Annotated in this window: 17 protein-coding genes; 6 read left to right on the top strand and 11 right to left on the bottom strand. The window is 69.8% G+C overall.

Annotation, left to right across the window (positions count from 1 at the left end; all coding sequences use genetic code 11):
- The first annotated feature begins 40 nt into the window (after positions 1 to 40).
- Positions 41 to 964, top strand: coding sequence for an RNA polymerase sigma factor SigJ (gene sigJ, locus ACZ60M_RS16655; RefSeq protein WP_465418956.1), 924 nt, complete (start codon positions 41 to 43; stop codon positions 962 to 964).
- 69 nt (positions 965 to 1033) lie between these two features.
- Positions 1034 to 1477 (top strand): carboxymuconolactone decarboxylase family protein, encoded by a 444-nt coding sequence (locus ACZ60M_RS16660; RefSeq protein ID WP_465419078.1) that lies wholly within the window; start codon positions 1034 to 1036, stop codon positions 1475 to 1477.
- Positions 1478 to 1498: 21 nt separating this feature from the next.
- Here the strand turns inward: ACZ60M_RS16660 and ACZ60M_RS16665 are convergent, their stop codons facing one another.
- Entirely contained in the window at positions 1499 to 2248 is a 750-nt protein-coding gene (locus ACZ60M_RS16665; protein WP_465418958.1) for an AfsR/SARP family transcriptional regulator, read from the bottom strand.
- A gap of 125 nt (positions 2249 to 2373) precedes the next feature.
- Here ACZ60M_RS16665 and ACZ60M_RS16670 point away from each other — a divergent pair, with 125 nt between their 5' ends.
- Positions 2374 to 2913, top strand: coding sequence for a hypothetical protein (locus tag ACZ60M_RS16670; RefSeq protein ID WP_465418960.1), 540 nt, complete (start codon positions 2374 to 2376; stop codon positions 2911 to 2913).
- Positions 2914 to 3068: 155 nt separating this feature from the next.
- On the opposite strand, the gene ACZ60M_RS16675 is transcribed toward ACZ60M_RS16670, so the two are convergent.
- The 4 genes from ACZ60M_RS16675 to ACZ60M_RS16690 all read right to left on the bottom strand — a co-directional run bounded on the left by ACZ60M_RS16675 (position 3069) and on the right by ACZ60M_RS16690 (position 6605).
- Positions 3069 to 3380 carry a DUF1416 domain-containing protein gene (locus ACZ60M_RS16675; protein ID WP_465418962.1) on the bottom strand — a complete coding sequence of 104 codons (312 nt, stop codon included), beginning with the start codon at positions 3378 to 3380 and terminating at the stop codon, positions 3069 to 3071.
- A 29-nt stretch (positions 3381 to 3409) separates the two neighbouring features.
- A complete protein-coding gene (locus tag ACZ60M_RS16680) occupies positions 3410 to 4261 on the bottom strand; it encodes a sulfurtransferase (RefSeq protein WP_465418964.1) in 852 nt (283 codons plus the stop codon).
- Between the two features lie 508 nt (positions 4262 to 4769).
- A complete protein-coding gene (locus ACZ60M_RS16685; RefSeq protein WP_465418966.1) occupies positions 4770 to 5492 on the bottom strand; it encodes an LmeA family phospholipid-binding protein in 723 nt (240 codons plus the stop codon).
- A gap of 57 nt (positions 5493 to 5549) precedes the next feature.
- Positions 5550 to 6605 carry a hypothetical protein gene (locus tag ACZ60M_RS16690; protein WP_465418968.1) on the bottom strand — a complete coding sequence of 352 codons (1056 nt, stop codon included), beginning with the start codon at positions 6603 to 6605 and terminating at the stop codon, positions 5550 to 5552.
- A 452-nt stretch (positions 6606 to 7057) separates the two neighbouring features.
- Between ACZ60M_RS16690 and ACZ60M_RS16695 the strand changes: the two genes are divergently transcribed.
- From ACZ60M_RS16695 to ACZ60M_RS16705, 3 genes are all read left to right on the top strand, one after another.
- Positions 7058 to 7780, top strand: coding sequence for a winged helix-turn-helix transcriptional regulator (locus tag ACZ60M_RS16695; protein ID WP_392969143.1), 723 nt, complete (start codon positions 7058 to 7060; stop codon positions 7778 to 7780).
- 297 nt (positions 7781 to 8077) lie between these two features.
- A complete protein-coding gene (locus ACZ60M_RS16700; RefSeq protein ID WP_465418969.1) occupies positions 8078 to 8395 on the top strand; it encodes a hypothetical protein in 318 nt (105 codons plus the stop codon).
- 5 nt (positions 8396 to 8400) lie between these two features.
- Complete coding sequence (locus ACZ60M_RS16705; RefSeq protein ID WP_465418971.1) at positions 8401 to 10272, top strand: hypothetical protein; 1872 nt, start codon at positions 8401 to 8403, stop codon at positions 10270 to 10272.
- 287 nt (positions 10273 to 10559) lie between these two features.
- On the opposite strand, the gene ACZ60M_RS16710 is transcribed toward ACZ60M_RS16705, so the two are convergent.
- From ACZ60M_RS16710 to ACZ60M_RS16735, 6 genes are all read right to left on the bottom strand, one after another.
- Positions 10560 to 11630 carry an arabinan endo-1,5-alpha-L-arabinosidase gene (locus ACZ60M_RS16710; protein WP_465418973.1) on the bottom strand — a complete coding sequence of 357 codons (1071 nt, stop codon included), beginning with the start codon at positions 11628 to 11630 and terminating at the stop codon, positions 10560 to 10562.
- A 284-nt stretch (positions 11631 to 11914) separates the two neighbouring features.
- Positions 11915 to 14959 carry a S8 family serine peptidase gene (locus tag ACZ60M_RS16715; RefSeq protein ID WP_465418975.1) on the bottom strand — a complete coding sequence of 1015 codons (3045 nt, stop codon included), beginning with the start codon at positions 14957 to 14959 and terminating at the stop codon, positions 11915 to 11917.
- A 229-nt stretch (positions 14960 to 15188) separates the two neighbouring features.
- Positions 15189 to 15779, bottom strand: coding sequence for a DUF1707 SHOCT-like domain-containing protein (locus tag ACZ60M_RS16720; protein WP_465418977.1), 591 nt, complete (start codon positions 15777 to 15779; stop codon positions 15189 to 15191).
- A 33-nt stretch (positions 15780 to 15812) separates the two neighbouring features.
- On the bottom strand, positions 15813 to 16250 hold the full coding sequence (locus ACZ60M_RS16725; protein ID WP_465418979.1) for a hypothetical protein: 438 nt from the start codon (positions 16248 to 16250) through the stop codon (positions 15813 to 15815).
- Between the two features lie 265 nt (positions 16251 to 16515).
- On the bottom strand, positions 16516 to 17382 hold the full coding sequence (locus ACZ60M_RS16730) for a hypothetical protein (protein WP_465418981.1): 867 nt from the start codon (positions 17380 to 17382) through the stop codon (positions 16516 to 16518).
- A gap of 212 nt (positions 17383 to 17594) precedes the next feature.
- Positions 17595 to 18452 (bottom strand): hypothetical protein, encoded by an 858-nt coding sequence (locus ACZ60M_RS16735; RefSeq protein ID WP_465418983.1) that lies wholly within the window; start codon positions 18450 to 18452, stop codon positions 17595 to 17597.
- Positions 18453 to 18674: the final 222 nt, after the last annotated feature.

Here is an 18674-nt window from a genome sequence, read left to right on the forward strand (position 1 = left end):
TCTGATGTCACACTCTTGAACCATGCCCCGTCCTCCTCACATGAACCGACAGGAAGCGCACCACACCGAGGCACCCGCCAAGGCGCCTCCCGCGAGCACCGCGCCCGCGCAGTTCGAAGCACTCCGCCCCCGCCTCTTCGGCGTCGCCTACGGCCTCCTCGGCTCGGTCGCCGAAGCCGAAGACGTCGTCCAAGACGCGTGGATACGCCTGCAGCGCACCGATCCCGACCAGATCGAGGACCTCACCGGATGGCTCGTCACCACCACCTCCCGCCTCGCCCTCGACGTCCTCCGCGCCGCCCGCACCCGCCGCGAGGCCTACGTCGGCCCGTGGCTCCCCGAACCGGTCGAGACCGCGCCGGACCCGGCCGACTCCGTGAGCCTCGCCGACTCCATGTCCTGGGCGATGCTCGTGGTCCTCGAGACCCTGAGCCCGGCCGAACGCGCCGCGTTCGTCCTCCACGACGTCTTCGGCCTCACCTTCGATGCAGTCGGCGCCGCCCTCGGCCGCACCCCCGCCGCCTGCCGCAAACTCGCCAGCCGCGCCCGCGAGCACGTCGAGCAGCGCAAACCCCGCTTCGACGTCGACCCCGAGGCGCACCGCGCCGTCGTCCAGGCCTTCTCCCGGGCCACGCGCTCGGGCGACCTCGACGGCCTCCTCGGGCTCCTCGATCCCGAAGCGGTCCTCACCTCGGACGGCGGCGGCCTCGTCAGGGCCGCCCGCAACCCGATCCGCGGCGCCGACAAGGTCGCGCGCTTCCTCATCGGCGTCTCCCACAAGTACGCCGACCGCGACCACCGGCCCATCGTCATCAACGGCAGCCCCGCCCTCATCACCGTGGGCGGCGGCATCGTCGACGGCGTCATCGCCCTCGGCATCGAAGACGGCCGCATCACCACCGTCGACTACCTCCGCAACCCGCAGAAATTCGCCGGCCTGCGCACGACCCAGGCCGAACAGTAGGAAGGAACCGCCATGGAACCCCGACTCGCCTTCACCGAGACCGAGTTCGCCAAGCACTACTACAAGAACATGCTCGCCAACGAGAAGCTCTTCCACACCGGCCCGGTCCCGCACGCCACCATGGAACTGCTGAAGCTGCGCGTCAGCCAGGTCAACGGCTGCGGCTACTGCGTCGACATGCACTACAAGGACGCCGTCCACGCCGGAGAGGACCCCGAGCGCCTCAACCTGGTCACCGTCTGGCGCGAAGCCCCGGCCTTCACTGAACCCGAACGCGCCGCGCTCGCGCTGGCGGAGGAGTCGGCCCGCATCGCGGACAATCCGCACGGTGTCACCGAGGAGACGTGGCAGCTGGTGCGCAAGCACTACGACGACGAGCAGATCGCCGCCCTGGTCGCGATGTGCGCCCAGATCAACGCCTGGAACCGCATCAACGTCGCCCTCCGCACCCCGGCGGGCTTCTACGACCCGGCCACCAAGACGGCGAGGTACCGAACCCCGGCCGACCAGTAGCGAACCACCGGAAGGCCCCGGTCAGAGCGCGAGGTCGTCCTCGAGGATTCGCCGGTGGGTGCGTTGGAGATCCGGCCCCGGTTCCATGCCGAGCGAGTCGACCATGCGGTCGCGCGTCTCCGCGAAGACCTGGAGCGCTTCCCAGCGCCGGTGGTCCTTGTAGAGCGCGAGCATCAGCAGCTCGGTGAGCCGTTCGCGGAACGGGTTCGCGACCAGTGCCGCGCGCAGTTCGCCGATGGCCGCGCGGAAGTCGCCGGTTTCGACCAGCAGCGCCCACCGCTGCGACTCGACCGAGTACCGCCGCTCGGTGAGCTCCACAGTGGTGGCGTACAGCGGATTGTCGATGTCGAGGCCCTCCAGGGGATTGCCGCGCCACAGCCGCAGCGCCCGGTCGTACAGGCCCGCGGCGGCGGCCGCGTCGCCCGCCTTGCGCGCTCTATCCGCCTCGCGGCACCAGCTGTCGAACACGTCCCGGTCGACCTCGCCCGGTTCGGTCCGGAGTGTCACCTGGCGCCGGTCGGCGACCAGCCGCGACTCCAGTGAAAGCGGGTCGGTGAGCGCGTTCTTCAAGCGGCGCAGGTAGGTACGCAGGTTCGGCCCGGCCGAGGGCGGGGGGTCGTTCCAGACCAGGCTCCCCAGCCGCGGGCGCGGCAGCGGCCGGCCCGCATTGGCGAGCAGCACCCCCAGTACGGTCTGCTGGCGGCTGCCTCCGAGATAGACGGGAACCCCGTCGATGAGCACTTCAAGCGGTCCTAGCATCCGGAACTCCATAGGGGACTCCTTCGGCCGACGGGATACGTCTGCAAGCGTTTGCGACGAGGCGTCGCTCCATCGTATACGCCGCGTATGCGACCTGAGGTTGCTTTCATATCCCATGTGCCACATAGGGTTCGGACATGGGCAAACTCAACTGGAAACACCTCGGCTCCTTCGACCGCAAGCGCGCCGCGTACGCGGTGGCGGCCTCCTTCGCCGCCGCCGTCGGCGTCATGACGCTCGCACCCGCCTCCGCTCAGGCGGCGGAGACCGGCGACCACTGCGTCTACAACGTCACCCGCGACGAACTCACCTGCTCGGACACCCCCGAGGCGGCCCTCGCCGCGGACTCGGTCGGCATCCAGGCCACCAGCACCCTGGTGCGCCTGTACGACGACGCCAACTACGGGACCGGCAACGGCACCTTCACCTTCACCGTGGACGGCAGCTACACCTGCAGCGCCGCGTACACACCGATCGAGTTCAGCGTCGTCAACCTCGCCGCGGCGGGCTGGAGCAACCGCGCCAGCTCCGCGCACACCTACAACTCGTGCGACGTGAAGCTCTTCGACGGGGCCGAAGTGAATGGCTCCTCGTCGACGTGGATCGACAACCTCGCCAACCTCAACACCGCCGCGGGTGGCTGGGCCAACCGCGCCAGCTCCTTCCAGGTCAGCTAGCACCCGACGACCGACAGGGCCCGGCCGCGAACGCGGCCGGGCCCTCGGCGTCGGTCCCGTTCTGCGGGTACGCAAAAGGCGGGGCCACCGAAGTGGCCCCGCCTCTCAGACTGGGATACGAGCTGAATCGCCCCGGTCGGTCTCGGGGTGAGCGTCTAGCGGCTCACGGCGAGCTTGGTCTCGTTGAGACCGCGCGCGGCCTCGACCTCGCCGGTGGCGTCGCCGTAGCGCGAGAGCGCGCGGAGCGTCCACTTGCCGGGGGCGGCGAAGAAGCGGAACTGCCCGCCCTCACCGGTCACGACCTCGGCGGTGAACTCGCCGGAGCCGTCGAGCAGGCGCACGTACGCGCCCTGCACGAGTTCGCCCTCGTCGTTCACGACGGTGCCCGTGAGCACGGTCTCCTTCTCGATGTCGACCGACGCCGGCAGGGCCGCGTCCTGGTCGGGTGCAGCGCAGCTGTCAGACATGGTGTTTCCTCTCAGTACCGTCGCCGGTGTTACTTGGTGCCGGGCTCGTCGCCGAGGGCGATCGGCACGCCGACCAGCGAGCCGTACTCGGTCCAGGAGCCGTCGTAGTTCTTGACATCGGTGTAGCCGAGGAGCTCGCGGAGCGCGAACCAGGTGTGGCTGGAGCGCTCGCCGATGCGGCAGTACGCGATCGTCGACTTGCCCTCGTCCAGGCCGGCCTCGCCGACGTAGAGCTCGCGCAGCTCGGCCTCGGACTTGAAGGTCCCGTCCTCGTTGGCGGCCTTGCTCCACGGCACGCTGAGCGCGGTCGGGATGTGGCCGGCGCGCTGTGACTGCTCCTGCGGGAGGTGGGCCGGGGCCAGGAGGCGGCCGGCGTACTCGTCGGGGGAGCGCACGTCGATGAGGTTCTTGACGCCGATGGCGGCCTCGACCTCGTCGCGCTTGGCGCGCAGGTCCCAGTCGAGCGGCTTGGCGACGTAGGCGGTGGCCTCGCGCTTGACGACCTCGGCGGTCACGTCGCGGGCGTCGAGCTCCCACTTCTTGCGGCCGCCGTCGAGGAGCTTGACGTCCTCGTGGCCGTACAGCTTGAAGTACCAGTACGCGTAGGCCGCGAACCAGTTGTTGTTGCCGCCGTAGAGGACGACGGTGTCGTCGTTCGAGATCCCGCGCTCGGAAAGGAGCTGCGAGAACTGCTCCTGGTTGACGAAGTCGCGGCGGATCGGGTCCTGGAGGTCGTCCTTCCAGTCGATCTTCACCGCGCCCTTGATGTGGCCGTAGTCGTAGGCGGAGGCGTCTTCGTCGACCTCGACGAACACGACTCCGGGGGTGTCGAGGTTCTCTTCCGCCCATTCGGCGGTGACCAGCACGTCTTCACGAGCCATGGCTTGTTCTCTCCTGAACGTAAATGAAATGACCTGAGTTCTTGTCCGAGAGCGTGCCCAGTACGTGGAGCGAGCGGGGCGGAATGCTGCGATTCGCAGCTGAGCAGGGTGTTTCCGGGACGCGATGTTGTCCGGGATTCAAGCCGATTCGATACCACGCCCGGGGAGGTCCGCTGTTCGCAAGCGGGGTTCGGGTCTATGTGGTTCGCAAGCCTTGCTCTGTAGTTCGCGCACGCTGGGCCGCAATGCGGCGACTGCCTCCGGGCCTCGGGGGCCGGGCGAGTCGCCTAAGGCATTCGACAGAGCGTGGCCGCGATCGTGCAGTAGTCGATCGCGCGCCGCTTGGTGAGCATCGGCTTGCGCATGGCAGGAACGCTAGCAGACTTCCCGGGCCGGGGCCATACCCGTTCTCGCGATGCGGACTGTGACGAAGACCCAGAGCTACGACGCGGTGCCGCCGGGTGCCCGCCCGCGCACGCGGCGGACGGGCCCCGAAAGCGCAGGTGGATCAGGTGAGGACGACGTCTTTCGCGGTGCCGGAGACGGTGACGACGTCGCCGTCGAACTCGATCTCGGAGAGCTCGATCCCATAGGGCAGTTCGGGCAGGGCGACGGTGGAGGCGAAATCGGAGGCGGCCTGGTCGACCATCGGCTGCACCTGCGGCGGCAGGCCCTCGGTGAGGGCTTCGACGGCGTCGGGAGTGAACGTGAGCGTGTTCTCGCCGAACTCGAACTGGCCGGTGGCCTCGATCTCGACCTCGACGCCCATGAGCTCCTGCGAGCCGATGAGCGACGCGGAGCCGTCCTCGTCGATCTGCAGGTCGTAGCCGGTCTGCTCGGCCATGATCGCCTCGATCGAGTCGACCGAGACCGAGCCGCTGACGTCGAGGGTGCTCGCGACGGCGTCGCCGCCGTCGCTGAGCTCGCGCCAGTCGGCGTGGACGTCGTGCGCGACGAGTTCGAGCGTGGGGAAGGTGAGCCCGTTGGAGCCGACGTCTTCGAGGGTGATGTCGATCTGCTCGAAGTCGCCGGTCCAGGCCTGGGTGAGGAACGGCCAGCCGTGGACCTTCACGTCGGGTTCCCGTTCGGAGTACGCGCCGTTCTCGGCGGCGGTGTTCGCGACCTCGGTAGCGATGCGCCGTTCGACCAGGGCGTTCGCGACCCGGTCGCCGAGGGCGACGAGTGCGGTGACGATGACGAGGGCGATGAGGAGGCGGCGGAGGATCTTCACCAGGGTGGCTCCTGTGCTTGACCTGGCGGAGGGTCGCCAGTCGGCGGACGGGGTGCGTCAGTCGATCATGTAATAGGCCGACAACAGGTACACGACGGGGCCGGTGACGGCGAACGCGAGGAGCGGCCCGGCGGCGCTGAGCACGGGGTTCGGGGCGGCGCCTGCGCCGTCGATGCGCCGCGAGGCGGCCATGTACCCGCACGCGAGGTCGGCGAGGACCGCGGTGAGTGCGATGAGGAGCCCGCCGATCGCGGCGTGGGACGGTTCGGGGCCTTCGATGACGAGCCCGGCGTACGCGGCGGACGCGGTGCCGCACATGGTGCCGATGACGATGCCGAACGCGCCGCGCGCCACCTGCCGGTTGATGCGCGGGTCGGGCATGACGAGGTCGACGGCGCGGGCGGCGAGGATCGCGGTCCCGGCCGCGACGACCGCGGAGTACATGGCGGGCGGCGCGGAGCCGAGCCGCGACAGCGCGATGTAGCAGGCGTACCCGCAGACGGCGACGCCGAGGAGCATCGTGAACCCGAGGTTCTCGGTGACGCCGACGTGGGTGCGGCGGATGAGCTGGGCGGCGACGGCGGCGCCGAAGGCCAGCGCGAGGAGCACGGTGACCGGCACGAGCGACACGGGCGTCCAGGCGACGGCGGCCGCGTCGGCGCCGATCGCGAGGGCCGAGGCGACGGCGAGGGGCACCCAGGCGCCGTCGATCTTGCGCACCCAGGTCACGAGGGCGACGGTGGCGAGCTGGAGGACGGCGATCCCGGCGGCGTAGACGGGGCGTTCCATCTGGGCGCCGAGGACGAGCCCGGCGCTGATGACGATGGTGACGGCGATGGCGGGGAGCCGGTGGAGGAGCGCGGGGCTGGGCGGCGGGAGGGTGTGGTCCTCCTTGCCGTCGGCGCCGGTGGTCCGGTAGGAGCCGGTGGGGTGCGCTCCGGTGTCGCCGGAGCGGGCGGCGGCGCGGCGGCGCTCGGTGCGGCTGGGGGGCGCGTCCGGGCGCCCGTCGGCGGCGTTTCCGGCGTAGGCGTCGCCCCAGGCGGGGCCCTCGCTGGCGCCGGTCGCCTCGGGGGGTTCGTAGCCCCAGGTCTCGTCGGGTCGGCTGTACGACACGTCCACAGCCTACGGCAGCAGGAAATCCCGGCTCGCGTCCTTCGCCATGAGTCACCCTTGCGGACGGTCGCCGGTTACGCGGGGTGCCGCCGCGTCCGGCCGTGCGGCGCCGGTGCCGCGAACCGCCGCATCGTCCCATCATGTGGACGCGGTGTGTGCTGCTGCTCGGGTCGGGTACGCGGAGGGGGTCCGGCCGGTCCCCGGATTCGGCTGCGGGCCAACAGTGCGGCACAAGATCGTGACCGGGCCGTGTCGGCGCGGTGAACGCGGCTTGGCGGAGTGCTCTCGGGGCGGCGTCCCGCATGGTGAGGTTTCACGGTGGTGACGCTGGTCTTTTGAGTGGTGACCGTTTACACTTGGCCAGGACTCCACCTACCGCATGTAAGCCCGCCCGCCGCCGAAGCCGGGAAGAGCGATAGTCGCGTGTGCTCACCAACCAGCGGAGGACTGCTGTGGAAATCCTTATCCTCACTTCCAACCCCGTTCCGGAGTCCCCTGAGTCGATCCTGCCCTCGCTGGAACTGCTGCCCCACCGCGCGCGCTACGCCGGCCGGGACGTGCGGGCGCTGCTGAGCGGACCGAGCCCGGACGCGGTCATGGTCGATGCGAGGTCGGACCTCGCCGACGCCCGCGCCACCTGCCGCGTCCTGCAGGCCACCGGTCTGACCGTGCCGCTGTACGCCATCGTCACCGAGGCGGGCCTGGCCGCGCTGCAGGCCGACTGGGGCGTGGACGACTTCCTGCTCGCCTCGTCCGGCCCGGCCGAGGTCGAGGCGCGGCTGCGTCTGGCCACGGGCAAGCCGAACGCGGCCACGGCCGCGGGCCCGGCCGTGATCCGCGCGGGGGACCTCACAGTGGACCCGGACACGTACGCCGCGAAGCTCAAGGGCACGCCGCTCGACCTCACGTACAAGGAGTTCGAGCTGCTGCGCTTCCTCGCCCAGCACCCGGGCCGGGTCTTCACCCGCGAGCAGCTGCTGCGGGAGGTGTGGGGCTACGACTACTTCGGCGGCACCCGAACCGTCGACGTCCACGTGCGTCGCCTGCGCGCGAAGCTCGGCAGCGAGTACGAGTCGATGATCGGCACGGTGCGGCAGGTCGGCTACAAGTTCGTGGCCCCGCCGCCGGAGAACCTGCGCGATTCGGAGCCGGTCCCCGAGCGGGTCGACGCCTGATCAAGGTGTAGCGCTTTTTCTAGTCGTTCAGGGCGGGTCCGCGGTGCGGGCCCGCCCTTTTTCCTGTGTCCGAAGTTGACAGAGTGTCGGATGCGCTTCCTGGTGAATCAGTGAATATCGCATCCGAAATGATCAACGAACAATGCGATCGAATAAGGAAAACTTACCATTCTTTGCGGGGTTCGAGAAAGGTCCTATCGGGACAAATGCCGCAACTCTTAGTACCCAGGGTATTGCTCTGGGTGGTTAGAATTGAGTTCGCTTTGGACCTAACCTTCCCTCTTGGAGTGTGACCCCGTGTCCGATCGCTCCGTCGATCCCGAAGCCCTCGCGGTGTTCCGCGAGCTCGCCCAGGGCCGCTTGGACTATCTCGAAACCCTCATCGATCAGCTGCGCAACGGCAGCGAACTGGGCGTCGAACCCGGATTCGGGCTGCTCGACAGCGCGCTGGCCGCGCGCGAGGCCTATAGCGAGTTCCACCGCCAGACCTGGACCAACCTCCAGGACCTGCGGGCGGACCTGAACGGCATCATCGCCACGCTCGACGGTGTCGCCGAGCGCGCCGTCACCGACGACGCGACCTCCGCCGTCGACGTGTCGCGGGCTCAGGACTGATCGCCATGTCCGATACGCAGCAGCAGCATCCGGACCAGACGCAGGACCCGGACCTCGGCGACTCGCCGAACTACGACGACGAGCTCGGCCCCGACGGCGGCCTCGAACCGGAGCCCGCCCAGGACGCGGCCGGCGGCCAGGAACCCGCCGACGCACCGGCCGAACCCCCGGCCGACGCCCCCGCCGACCCCGACGCGGGCGGCGAGCCCGCCGACGACGGCGACGGTGACGACCCCGACGCGGACGACGAGGACGCCGAAGACGACGGCTCCGACGAGGATGACGACGCCGACGAGGACTCTGACGAGGACGGCTCCGAACAGGACGACGACTCGGATGACGACGACGGGGACGAAGACGACGAGGAAGCGGAGGACGAGGAAGACGACGGCGGCAAGCACGACCAGGACGACGACGACAAGGGCGGCAAGCAGCCCTACGTTCGCGAGGAGTGGGACAGCGGTGCGGCGCCCGACAACTCCGTCGACTTCGAGTACCAGCGCCTGGACGCCGACGCCGTGTTCCTCTCCGGCGCACCGTGCCCGCACGCCACCTGCGAGAACCGCGACAACCCCGCCGAGCGCGCCTGGATCAAGCTGGTCTCGGCGATCCCCGAGGCCGGGCAGGTCAACAACCTCACGGTAGTCCCCACCGGCACGGCCGCGCCGAGCCAGGAGGCCATCCAGTACCTCGTGGACCAGGTGCGGCCCGACAACCCGGACAAGTACGCGCTCAGGGCGATCAGCACGGCCTGGCAGACGTTCAAGGACGGCTTCGACACCGACCCCACTACCGGGATCGCGCCGATGCTCAAGTCCGGACTGCGCACGCTCTCGGAGCACTGGCAGGGCAACGACTTCGACGCGTTCGCCGAGCAGGTCGAGGTCGTGATGGGCAACTGCGCGTCCGTCTGCGACGACATCGGCGACCTCACCACGGGCGCCGTGGGCCTGCTCGAGCAGAAGGCCGACGAGTTCTACGGCCTCCAGGGCGGCTCGTCCGGCGAGCTGCCGTACCCCGCGCCGCTGTACTGGATCTCCGACCACGCGGTGATGTACACCGATCCGTACGTGCATGTGCGGCCGCCGTTCCGCAACGGCCAGTGCGACGTGACCGACGGGTGCGGGCACTCGGGCGGCCTGATCGGCTCGCTGCTGGAGCTCGGCGGGTTCGACAGCGACTACCTGCGCGAGACGCGCAACTACGTCGAGAACCAGACCCAGTACTACATGGACAAGTTCAAGAACGAGAAGCCGCCGCCCACCAGGGAGCAGGCCGCGGCGTGGGCGCAGGCCGACGCGAACGACCAGATCGGCGGCGACATGGCCGACGGCATGGAGGACTACGACTCGCGGTCGCGGGTCGCCAACGAGGACGTCATCAACCGCTGGGAGAACGCCGAGGAGTCGGCGGCGACGTTCACGCCGGAGGCCCAGCCGTCGAGCACGTCGAGCTTCCGGGAGGCCTCGGACATGTACGGGGACTCGTACGGGGGCCTGGACGCGGGCACGGGCGGGTTCAAACCCGGCGACCCGCCGCCCTCGCCGGAAGGCGCTGGCGGCGGCGGTGGGGGCGGCGGCCTCGTGCCGCCTGGTGACGTGAGCGGTGGTCTCGCCAGCGGCGGGAGCACGCTCGGCAGCGGCGGTGCGTTCCCGGTCGGCCCGGCTTCTTCCACATTGGAGGGCGGCGGTTCCGGTGCGGCGGGCGGATCGGGCGGCGGCCGCGGCATGGGCGGCATGATGGGCGGCATGGGCGGTGGCGGCGGCGGCCGCGGCATGGGCGGCGACCAGCAGCCCGAGGGCGAGCACCGCGACTGGCTCGAAGAGGACGAGGAGATCTGGGGCATCCGCGCCATCGACGACGACCCTTACGCGTAGGGACGCAAGCGAAGACGGGGCCGCGATCCATTGGATCGCGGCCCCGCTTCACGGCTGCGGTCCGATCCGGGCGGGCCGCAGCGCTAGGGCCTGTCCTGCGAATCAGACCGGTCGTTATCCGGCCCGTTTGCCCGCTCGCTGCGTTGTCGGCCCTCCGAATACAACACCGGTATTCGAAGGGCCTTCCGCCTTGCGAGCGAACAAACGGACTCGGATACCGCCGCTCCCTGATTCGCAGGACAGGCCCTAGTCGCGCGTTACCGGCCGTCCGAACCGCACTTGCGGTCCTAGACGCCGTCCAAGACCGGCCATCCCTGGGCGTTCCATTCGATCTCCTCGACGCCGAGGTCGAAGTGGCCGTCCTCGTGGTAGGAGTGGTAGGCCATGAGGCCGTTCGAGATCGACTGGCCGCCGGTGGCCACGTAGCCGCCGTGGGCGCCGAGGACGAGGGTGCCGCCGCCGTCGGTGAGGGCGACCCCGTTCGCGTCCGTGAAGGGACCTGTCGGCGAGGTGGAGCGGCCGACGCGGATGTTGTACGTCGAGTTCGCGCCCGCGCAGCAGATGTCCCACGAGGTGAAGAGGTAGTAGTAGCCGCCGTGCTCGGTCAGCACCGGCGCCTCGATGCCCGCGCCGCCGCGACCGGCGACGTGGACGGCGGTCGCGCCGCTTTCCACTTTGCCTGAGGGCCAGTCGAGTTCGAGCATGTAGATGCCGTTCCACCAGGAGCCGTAGGCCATGTAGTGCCTGCCGTCGGCTTCGAGGATCGTCGGGTCGATCGCGTTGTACGGGTCGCCGGGGTTGGACTCCCAGACGAGGCCCTCGTCGACCCACTCGTAGTCGTCGTCGGCCGGGTCGAGGGTCTCGTTGGTGGCGAGGGCGATGACCGAGCGCTGCTTGCCGAAGGTCGAGGCCGAGTAGTACAGGTAGTACCGGTCCTGCGCTTCGTCGAAGTAGATCTCGGGCGCCCAGATGTTGTCGACGCCGGGGACGGCGTCCTTGAGCCACTGGGGCTTGGTGTCCCACACGGTGTCGACGTAGTTCCAGGTGGCGCCGTCGTCGTGGGAGGAGCGGATGGTGACGTTGCCGTCGCCGAGGGGGCCCCAGCCGGTCGCGAAGACGTACCAGGGGTCGCCTTCGGTGCAGGGCGCGAAGAGGCCCGGGTCGTGCGCGCCGAGGTCGCCGCCGATCGCGGCGGGCGCCTCGAGGTCGCAGTCCTGGCGCTCGTGGCCGTGGGCGTTGCCCTGCCCGTTCCCGCTGCCGGGGTCGGCGAGGGCCGCCGGGGCGAAGGCCGCGAGCGCGGCGGCGGCGAGGCCGATCGCGCCGGTCGCGGCCATGAGGGTGGTGCGCTTCCGCTGCATGGAAGACCGCCTTGTCCGTTAATCGATGGATTGAAACGACTCAATGTTAACGGGAACATGGCGGCGGGGTCAATCGTTCGGGTGAACTTCGAGCGCCCACCCCTGCTCGCGGCCCTTTTCTGTCGGACCCGGCTGCAACCATCGACCCCGGACCTCGGTCCCCTCGGGTGGGTGGGGGTTGTGGATGGTAGAACGCGAAACGCCCGCCGCAGCGAACCGGAGACCGAAGTCCCCGGCCGCCACGGCGGGCGCGATGATCAGCTCAAGCCCTGCGGCTCAAGGGATCAGGTGGTGATACTGACGATCGTCGAGTCGATCGCGGCACCGTCGGCGGCGTAGTCCACCGTCCCGAGGAACCGCTGCCCCTCGGCCAGACCCGACCACGTCAGGCCCACCGAGTACTCGTCGCCCATCGCGACCGACTGCTCGGCCGGATCGACCGCGAGGTTCCCCGCGTCCGAACCCGGCACGACCCACGCGTGCAGCTTCGCCTCGAGCGGCGAAGGCCCGGCCCACTCGTCCACGAACACCACGAACGTGTAGCCGCCAGGCAGCGACACCGTCTCGTTCGAACCGCCCGAAGCCGAACTGCCCACCAGGGTCAGCGCGCCCTCGGCGTCCTTCATGTACACGAACAAGTCCAGGTCCGTGCCCGCCGGGTGATCCGCGTCGAACGTGCCGAACCGCACCAGCGCCGCATCCTCAGGCGTCGTGAACTCGTACGACACCGCGTGCGAGTTCTCCGCCGGAGCGTCCGACGGGAACGAGGACGAATCCGGGTCCGTCAGCGTCGCCGTCTTCACCTCGGAAGCGACCAGGCCCGACACCGAAGCGCCCAGCGACCCGTCGAAGCCCGACGTGCCCGACAGCGTCGCCGAACCCGAAGCGCCCGTGTACGACGCCTCATCCGCGGCCGCCAGCTGCACCGGCTTCACCACGATCGGCGAACGCACCTCGTGGACGACCTTGGTGCCCTTCTTCTCCACCCACGTGACATCGCCGAACGCCCACTCGTCGAACGAAGCGTCCGTGCGCGTGATCGTGAGCGTGTACGACGCCGACTCGCCCGGCTTCAGCGTGAACTGCGTGACGTCCGAAGACACCTCGAAGCCCGCAGGAGCCGTGATGTCGGCCTTGTACGTGCTCTTCTTCTCCGACACGTTCGTGACCGTACGCGTCACCTGGTACGAACCCGTCAGCTCCGCCACCGTGATCGACGGGTAGTTCAGCTGCGACGGGTCGATCGAACCCAGTGCATCGCAGTACGACTGCACCTTCGACGCCTCAGGCGTCCCGCAGATGTACTGGATCCACTCCGTCGGATTCGACTCGTACACCAGGCCCGGGTCGAACATCGCCTGGCCGTCGACGTGACCGGCCCCGTAGTCGAACGGCGTCGCGTCCGCGCCGCCGCGCTGGATCGGGTCCCCGTTCTGGTCCGTCTGGTACGCCGTCGTCATGATCGCCGACTTGACCGCCATCGGCGACCAGTCCGGGTGCGCCGACTTCAGCAGCGCCGCCAGACCCGCGATGTGCGGGCTCGACATCGACGTGCCCTGCGCGTTCGCGAAATCATTGCCCGCGTGGTTGAACGGCGTGATACCCGCCAGGATCTCCACACCCGGAGCCGTGATGTCCGGCTTCAGCAGGTTCTGCTCCGACGCCAGCGCCGGACCGTTCGACGAGAACGCCGCCATCACCGGCGCGTTCACGTCCTCCAGCTCCGAGGTCTCGACCTCGATGCGCGGGTTCGACTTCGAGTCCACCCACGCCGACAGCGCCAGACCGTCCTCATAGCTCACGTGGACGACCGGCACCGCCTGCGACGTCACCGTCGTGGCCGCACCGCGCTCGTACTGGTCGCGCACGATCAGCGCCGTACCGCCGGCCGCAGCGACCTGCTCCGCATTGGCGCTGAACAGGTTCCCGCGCACGCAGATGATCGCGAAGCCCTCGGTCTTCGCCGGGTCCAGCGTGCCCGCGTCGCAGCGCGCCGCAGCCGTCGCGTCGGTCCCGTCGTACGCCGCGTCGACCGCGTTCTTCACGTACCACTTCGCCTCGCCGACCAGGGCGGCCGCCGGGATCTCCTCGCGGCCGAACTCGACCTCGGTGCGGAACGTCTGGTCGTGCGTGGACGCGCCCACCGTGGTCACCCACGGCTCCTGGTGGTCCACAGTAGAGGTCGGGCCGTCGTTGCCCGCGCTGGCGGCCACGAAGACGCCCGCGGCGGCCGCGTTGAAGAACGCGAGCGACACCGAGTCGACGAACTCCGGGGTGCCCGTGGAGCCGATCGAGAAGTTGATGACGTCGACGCCGTCGTTCACGGCGGCTTCGATACCGGCGACGAGGTCGGCGCCGGGGCAGCCGCCCCAGCAGACCTTGTACGCGGCGACGCGCGCGGCCGGGGCGAGGCCGGAGACCGTGCCGACCTTCTCGCCGTCGATCTCGACCTTGGTCTTGTAGTTGCCCGCGGCGGTCGTGGCGGTGTGGGTGCCGTGGCCGTCCTGGTCGCGGGGCGAGGCGAAGCCGTCCTCGGCGTAGCCCCAGGTGTCGAAGTAGCGGGCGCCGATGAGCTTGTTGTTGCACTCGACGTTGTTCGCCGGGTCCTCGTCGACGCCGGTGACGCACTCGCCGTTCCACTTGGCGTCGATGACCGCCTGGTCGGGGCGCGGCTCGGAGAGCGGGGCCAGGGCCGGGTTCTCGGGCCAGATGCCGGTGTCGAGCACGCCGACGATGACGCCTTCGCCGGCGTCCTTCGGGCCGCTGAACTCCTCGTCCCAGGCGCCGTCGCCCCCGGAGAGGCCGAGGAAGCCGGTGGTGTCCACCGCGCCCGTGGGCTGGTAGATCGTCTCGGGGACGACCGCGGCGACGTCGTCGCTGGCCGCTAGTTCCTCGGCTTCGGCGGCGGTGAGGTTCGCGGCGAAGCCGTTGAGGACCGTGTCGAACTGGGCGGTCGCGTCGACGTCGTACTCGGCGATGACCGCTTCGCGCTCCTCGGCGAGGGTGCTGCGGTACTCCTCGACCGCGGCGGCCTCGAAGTCGATCGTCTCGCCCTCGGCAGGCGCGGTGGCCTCGTAGGTGGCGATCGGGTCGGAGGCGAGCTGGACGATGTAGTTGCCGTCCTTGTAGTCGACCGGCAGCGCCGCAGCCTCTTTGAGGTATTCGGGTGAGACCTCAGGGAGCGTGGGGGGCTCGGCCTGGACCGGGGCGGCGCTGGTGGTCAGCGCGACGGCCACGAGCGGGACGGCCGCGGCCGCCAGTACGGCTCTGGTTCTGGCTCGGGCGCGCGTCGATGCGCGCCCTTGCCTGCGGGGGGACGGAGATCCCATGCGATGAGCTCCTCTCAAGGGGGACGTGCGCCGTGGGTGAGTGCTCCGGCGCGGACTGTGGAGATCGCCGCGCCGCGGCGCACGGAAACGAGCCTATTGCGAGGTTGGTTCGCTGTAAACCCTCATATGAGGAGAATGCCGGTATCAGGCGTGACTGTTATGCGTCCGTTACAAAGGACGTTCCGGCGAGTGGATATTCAGTGAATAGCGGGCGCTTGGGCGGGCCCGATCACCAGCGCCACCAGAGGAATCGGCGTTCGCGGCGGAACTGCACCGAACTCCCGGTCGCCTTCCCCGAAACGGAGAAGCGGATTGCCGTGCCTCCCTTGTAGGTGGCGCGGTTCTTCATGGAACTGCCGAACACTTCGGTGTTGTCGTCCACGGCGTAGGCGCCGTCGGGGAGGACGACGGTGAGCGAGGAGCCGAGGAGCTTCACGTCGAGCTCGACCGTGTCGGTCGGGATGAGCGCGTGGCGGCAGTCGAGCTTCACCGAGGAGCCGGTCGCGTTCACGATGATCTTCGGCGGGACCACCCAGTCGCCGTCGCGCTTCACGGAGGACCCGGTCGGTTTGAGGCGCAGCTCGGCGGGGCCTGCGGGGGCGGGCCGCTTGGCGGCGGGGACGGCGAGGGTGCCGCCGGTGTCGGGCAGGTCGGCGAGGAGGCGCTCGACCTCGCCGTAGGTGCGGGCCTCGTAGGCCTGGCGGGAGCGGTCGGCGAACTCGTCGAGGTCGAGCCGGCCTTCCTCGGTAGCGGCGTGGAGTTTGGCGATGATCGCCTCGCGCTCGGCGTTGGAGACGCGCATGTTCGGGTCGTGCGTCATCGGGGGCTCGCTGTCTCGGACGTCATCGGGCTCTTACCTTCTCGTCGGACCTGGGTTGAGCCGCCGGGGCCCGCGCACGAGCCCGCCGTTGCACCATTCGTGGTAGTCGAACAGGTCGGGCTGGCGGATGAGCGCTTTGGTGTTGGCGGCCCAGAGTTCAACGTACTGGTCGCGGGACGCGGCCGCCTTCTCGAGGAGGCGGTCGACGCGTTTGCGCGGGTGGACGCGGAAGTTGGTGCGCACGGCGTCGCCGGCGTAGATGTAGAGCACGTGGAGCGCGAAGGAGCGCTTGGGGCAGGTCGCGTCGGCGGCGAGGTCGAGCCAGGTGTCGACGAGTTCGTCGGTGGCGAGGGTGAGGTCCCACTGGCGGCCCTCGGGCGCGGTCGAGTAGGGGTCGAGCGCCCAGTCGCGGATCTCCTGCGGGGTGGGGACGGCGGGGCGCGCGAACCCGGTGAAGGACCCTTCCGCCACTGCCGCTCCTGCGCTCCTGCCGATTTGAACGATGCTCGCACCGATCCTAGCCCGACTCCGCCCCGCGCCCGGCCCGCGTTTGCAACCCGTGGGACCCCGACCCGGGGGGTGGGGGGCTCCCCTCCCCTCCCCTCCCCTCCCCCTCCCCTTCCCCACCCTCGCTCACCCCACCCTCGCTCACCCCGCCCGCCCAGCGACACCCGGGTTCGGTTCGCCGGACCGGTGGGTGGGAGGCGCCTTCCCTGCCCACCGGCCTGGCGGTCGGTCAGCCTCGGCTCACTGCCATGTTCACCGCCTCGATGCGCTCGTTGATGTCGCGGAGCTGGTTCGGGTCCGGGTCCCAGCCGCGGTCGAGGAGCATTTCGCGGAGCCGGACCAGCCAGGGCCGCGGGTGCTCCATGACGTCGGAGGCGGTGAGGACCAGCACCTCCCAGCCGAGGTTCTCGAGCAGCTGGTGGCGGCGGCGGTCGGCGGTCTCGGCCGCCGGGCCGAGGTGGGTGCCGAGACCGTCGTACTCCACACCGACCTGCCACTGCTCCCAGCCGAGGTCGAGGAACCTGCTGCGCCCGTTCGGAGTGCGGACCCGCAGTTGCGGGACCGCCGCCGGGAGGCCGGCGTCGCTGATGAGGCAGCGCGTCCAGGACTCCATCGGCGACTCCGACCGCGGATCGGCCGCCAGCAGGGTCGCGTTCGCCCGTCTGAGCCGGTCGCCGTGCAGCGGCTCGAGCGCGGCCGCGAGGCTCCCGGCGTCGATGCCCGCCCGCAGGATCTGGTCGGCGGCGGCCACGGCCTCCAGCCGCGGGAGGTCGGCCGCGCAGTCGACCAGGGTGCGCGGCAGGCGCGTCACCGGCAGGCCGTCGATCACCGTGATGTCCGCCAGCGGCGGATCAGGCGAGCACTCGATCGGCCACTCGCGCTGGTCGGCTCCCGGCGGCAGGACGTCGAAGCCGTGAATCCAGGCCGCCGTGCGGCCTGTGGCCACCAGGCTGAAGTCCGATTCGAAGGCGGACTCGAAGCGCATGAGGAGGTCTTCAGGCCCCTCGCCCGAATGCCCGAACGGATCATCGAGCGAGCTGTTGCGGGGGCGGTTCATCGTGGCTGTCGTGGTGCGGTACATCGGTAGTTGCGTCATATGTCAACTGTGGCTGACCGGCTGCGGAGCGTCAACAACTTCTTTTCTGCCTGTGGATAACTCGTTGCAGAAAGTTGGAAAGTGCTGGTCAACTGCCTGTGGATAACTTTTGCGGTGTGTTGGCCCACAAGCGAAGCGGCGGGGCCGCCTCCCCAAAAGGGAGGCGGCCCCGCCGCATTGCAGTCTTCAGCGGCCTCGGGCCGCAGGCATCGCTACCAGGTGACGTCGCACAGCTTCCAGGCGCCGTCTTCCTCGACCGCCGTGAAGGTGTAGCCGGAGCCCTCCTCCATCTCGGCGGTGTCGCTGGGCTCGCTGTCGTCCATGGTCCAACCGACCCAGACCTCAACGCCGCCATCAACCTCGCGCGACATGCTCCACAGCAGGAAACCCCAGTTGTAGCCGGTGTTCTCCAGCTCCCATTCGAGGTCGGTCTGCATCGCCGAGCTCGGCGACGCGCACACCTGCGCCTGCATCAGCTCGTTGTCGTCGGTGTCCGACCCGATCCGGTAGTTGATCGCCGCGGCCTCCGGCGTGCCCGCCGCGAACTCCTCGGAGTTCACGGGCGTGCCCCAGGTCGCGAAGTCGTCGTCCGCGGCCGCGTCGTCCGAGGGCTCCTCTTCCGCGCTCGGCTCGGCCGCCTCCTCGCTCGACTCCTCTTCCTGAGAGGGCTCGGCGCTCGTCTCCGACTCGCCGCCGCCCGCCTGCGGGTCGTCGTCCTTGACCATCCCCGGGATGATCAGCACTGCCGCGACACCGAGGACCACGACCAGCGCCACGACGACACCGAGGATCACCGGCAGGTTCCCGCCCTGCTTCGCGGGCGGGATCGGCGGAGGCAGCACCGAGCCGGGCGCCGACGGATACCCCGGCTGCACGCCGATCGGCGGCTGCGAGGCATGCATCTGCGGCGGCATCGAAGGCTGCGTGTACTGCTGCGGCGGGGGCTGCTGGTAGTAGTTCCCGGGAGGAGGCGTGCTGCCGTAGGGCTGCGCGTACGGGTCGCTGGGTTCCTGCGGCTCGGGCTGCAGCTGGTACTGCGGGTTCCCGCCGCCGGGGGGCGGATACGTCATCGCTTCAACACGCCTCGTCTGCTCGGGGGCAATCGGTCGCGGTGATTGGGCTTCACCGGGGTGATCTCGATCGTACAGGCCCGCGCCGACACCGTGGCCCCCGGAAATCCCCAGGTCGCATCGCCCGCGATAGGCGAAGCGGCCGTACTGGGACGAACCGTTCGCGCCGCCCCGCGCGAGCGAACCGTCGCACACCCTGTGCGACACCGAATCCCCCTGTGG

The organism is Glycomyces sp. NPDC050141 (assembly GCF_055586545.1).

Excerpts from the sequence above, each read along its gene's own strand:
- ACZ60M_RS16665 (WP_465418958.1), bottom strand. The coding sequence starts at position 2,248 with ATGGAGTTCCGGATGCTAGGACCGCTTGAAGTGCTCATCGACGGGGTT.
- ACZ60M_RS16675 (WP_465418962.1), bottom strand. The coding sequence starts at position 3,380 with ATGTCTGACAGCTGCGCTGCACCCGACCAGGACGCGGCCCTGCCGGCG.
- ACZ60M_RS16705 (WP_465418971.1), top strand. The coding sequence starts at position 8,401 with ATGTCCGATACGCAGCAGCAGCATCCGGACCAGACGCAGGACCCGGAC.
- ACZ60M_RS16660 (WP_465419078.1), top strand. The coding sequence starts at position 1,034 with ATGCTCGCCAACGAGAAGCTCTTCCACACCGGCCCGGTCCCGCACGCC.
- ACZ60M_RS16710 (WP_465418973.1), bottom strand. The coding sequence starts at position 11,630 with ATGCAGCGGAAGCGCACCACCCTCATGGCCGCGACCGGCGCGATCGGC.
- ACZ60M_RS16730 (WP_465418981.1), bottom strand. The coding sequence starts at position 17,382 with ATGACGCAACTACCGATGTACCGCACCACGACAGCCACGATGAACCGC.
- ACZ60M_RS16715 (WP_465418975.1), bottom strand. The coding sequence starts at position 14,959 with ATGGGATCTCCGTCCCCCCGCAGGCAAGGGCGCGCATCGACGCGCGCC.
- ACZ60M_RS16735 (WP_465418983.1), bottom strand. The coding sequence starts at position 18,452 with ATGACGTATCCGCCCCCCGGCGGCGGGAACCCGCAGTACCAGCTGCAG.
- sigJ (WP_465418956.1), top strand. The coding sequence starts at position 41 with ATGAACCGACAGGAAGCGCACCACACCGAGGCACCCGCCAAGGCGCCT.
- ACZ60M_RS16670 (WP_465418960.1), top strand. The coding sequence starts at position 2,374 with ATGGGCAAACTCAACTGGAAACACCTCGGCTCCTTCGACCGCAAGCGC.
- ACZ60M_RS16720 (WP_465418977.1), bottom strand. The coding sequence starts at position 15,779 with ATGACGCACGACCCGAACATGCGCGTCTCCAACGCCGAGCGCGAGGCG.
- ACZ60M_RS16680 (WP_465418964.1), bottom strand. The coding sequence starts at position 4,261 with ATGGCTCGTGAAGACGTGCTGGTCACCGCCGAATGGGCGGAAGAGAAC.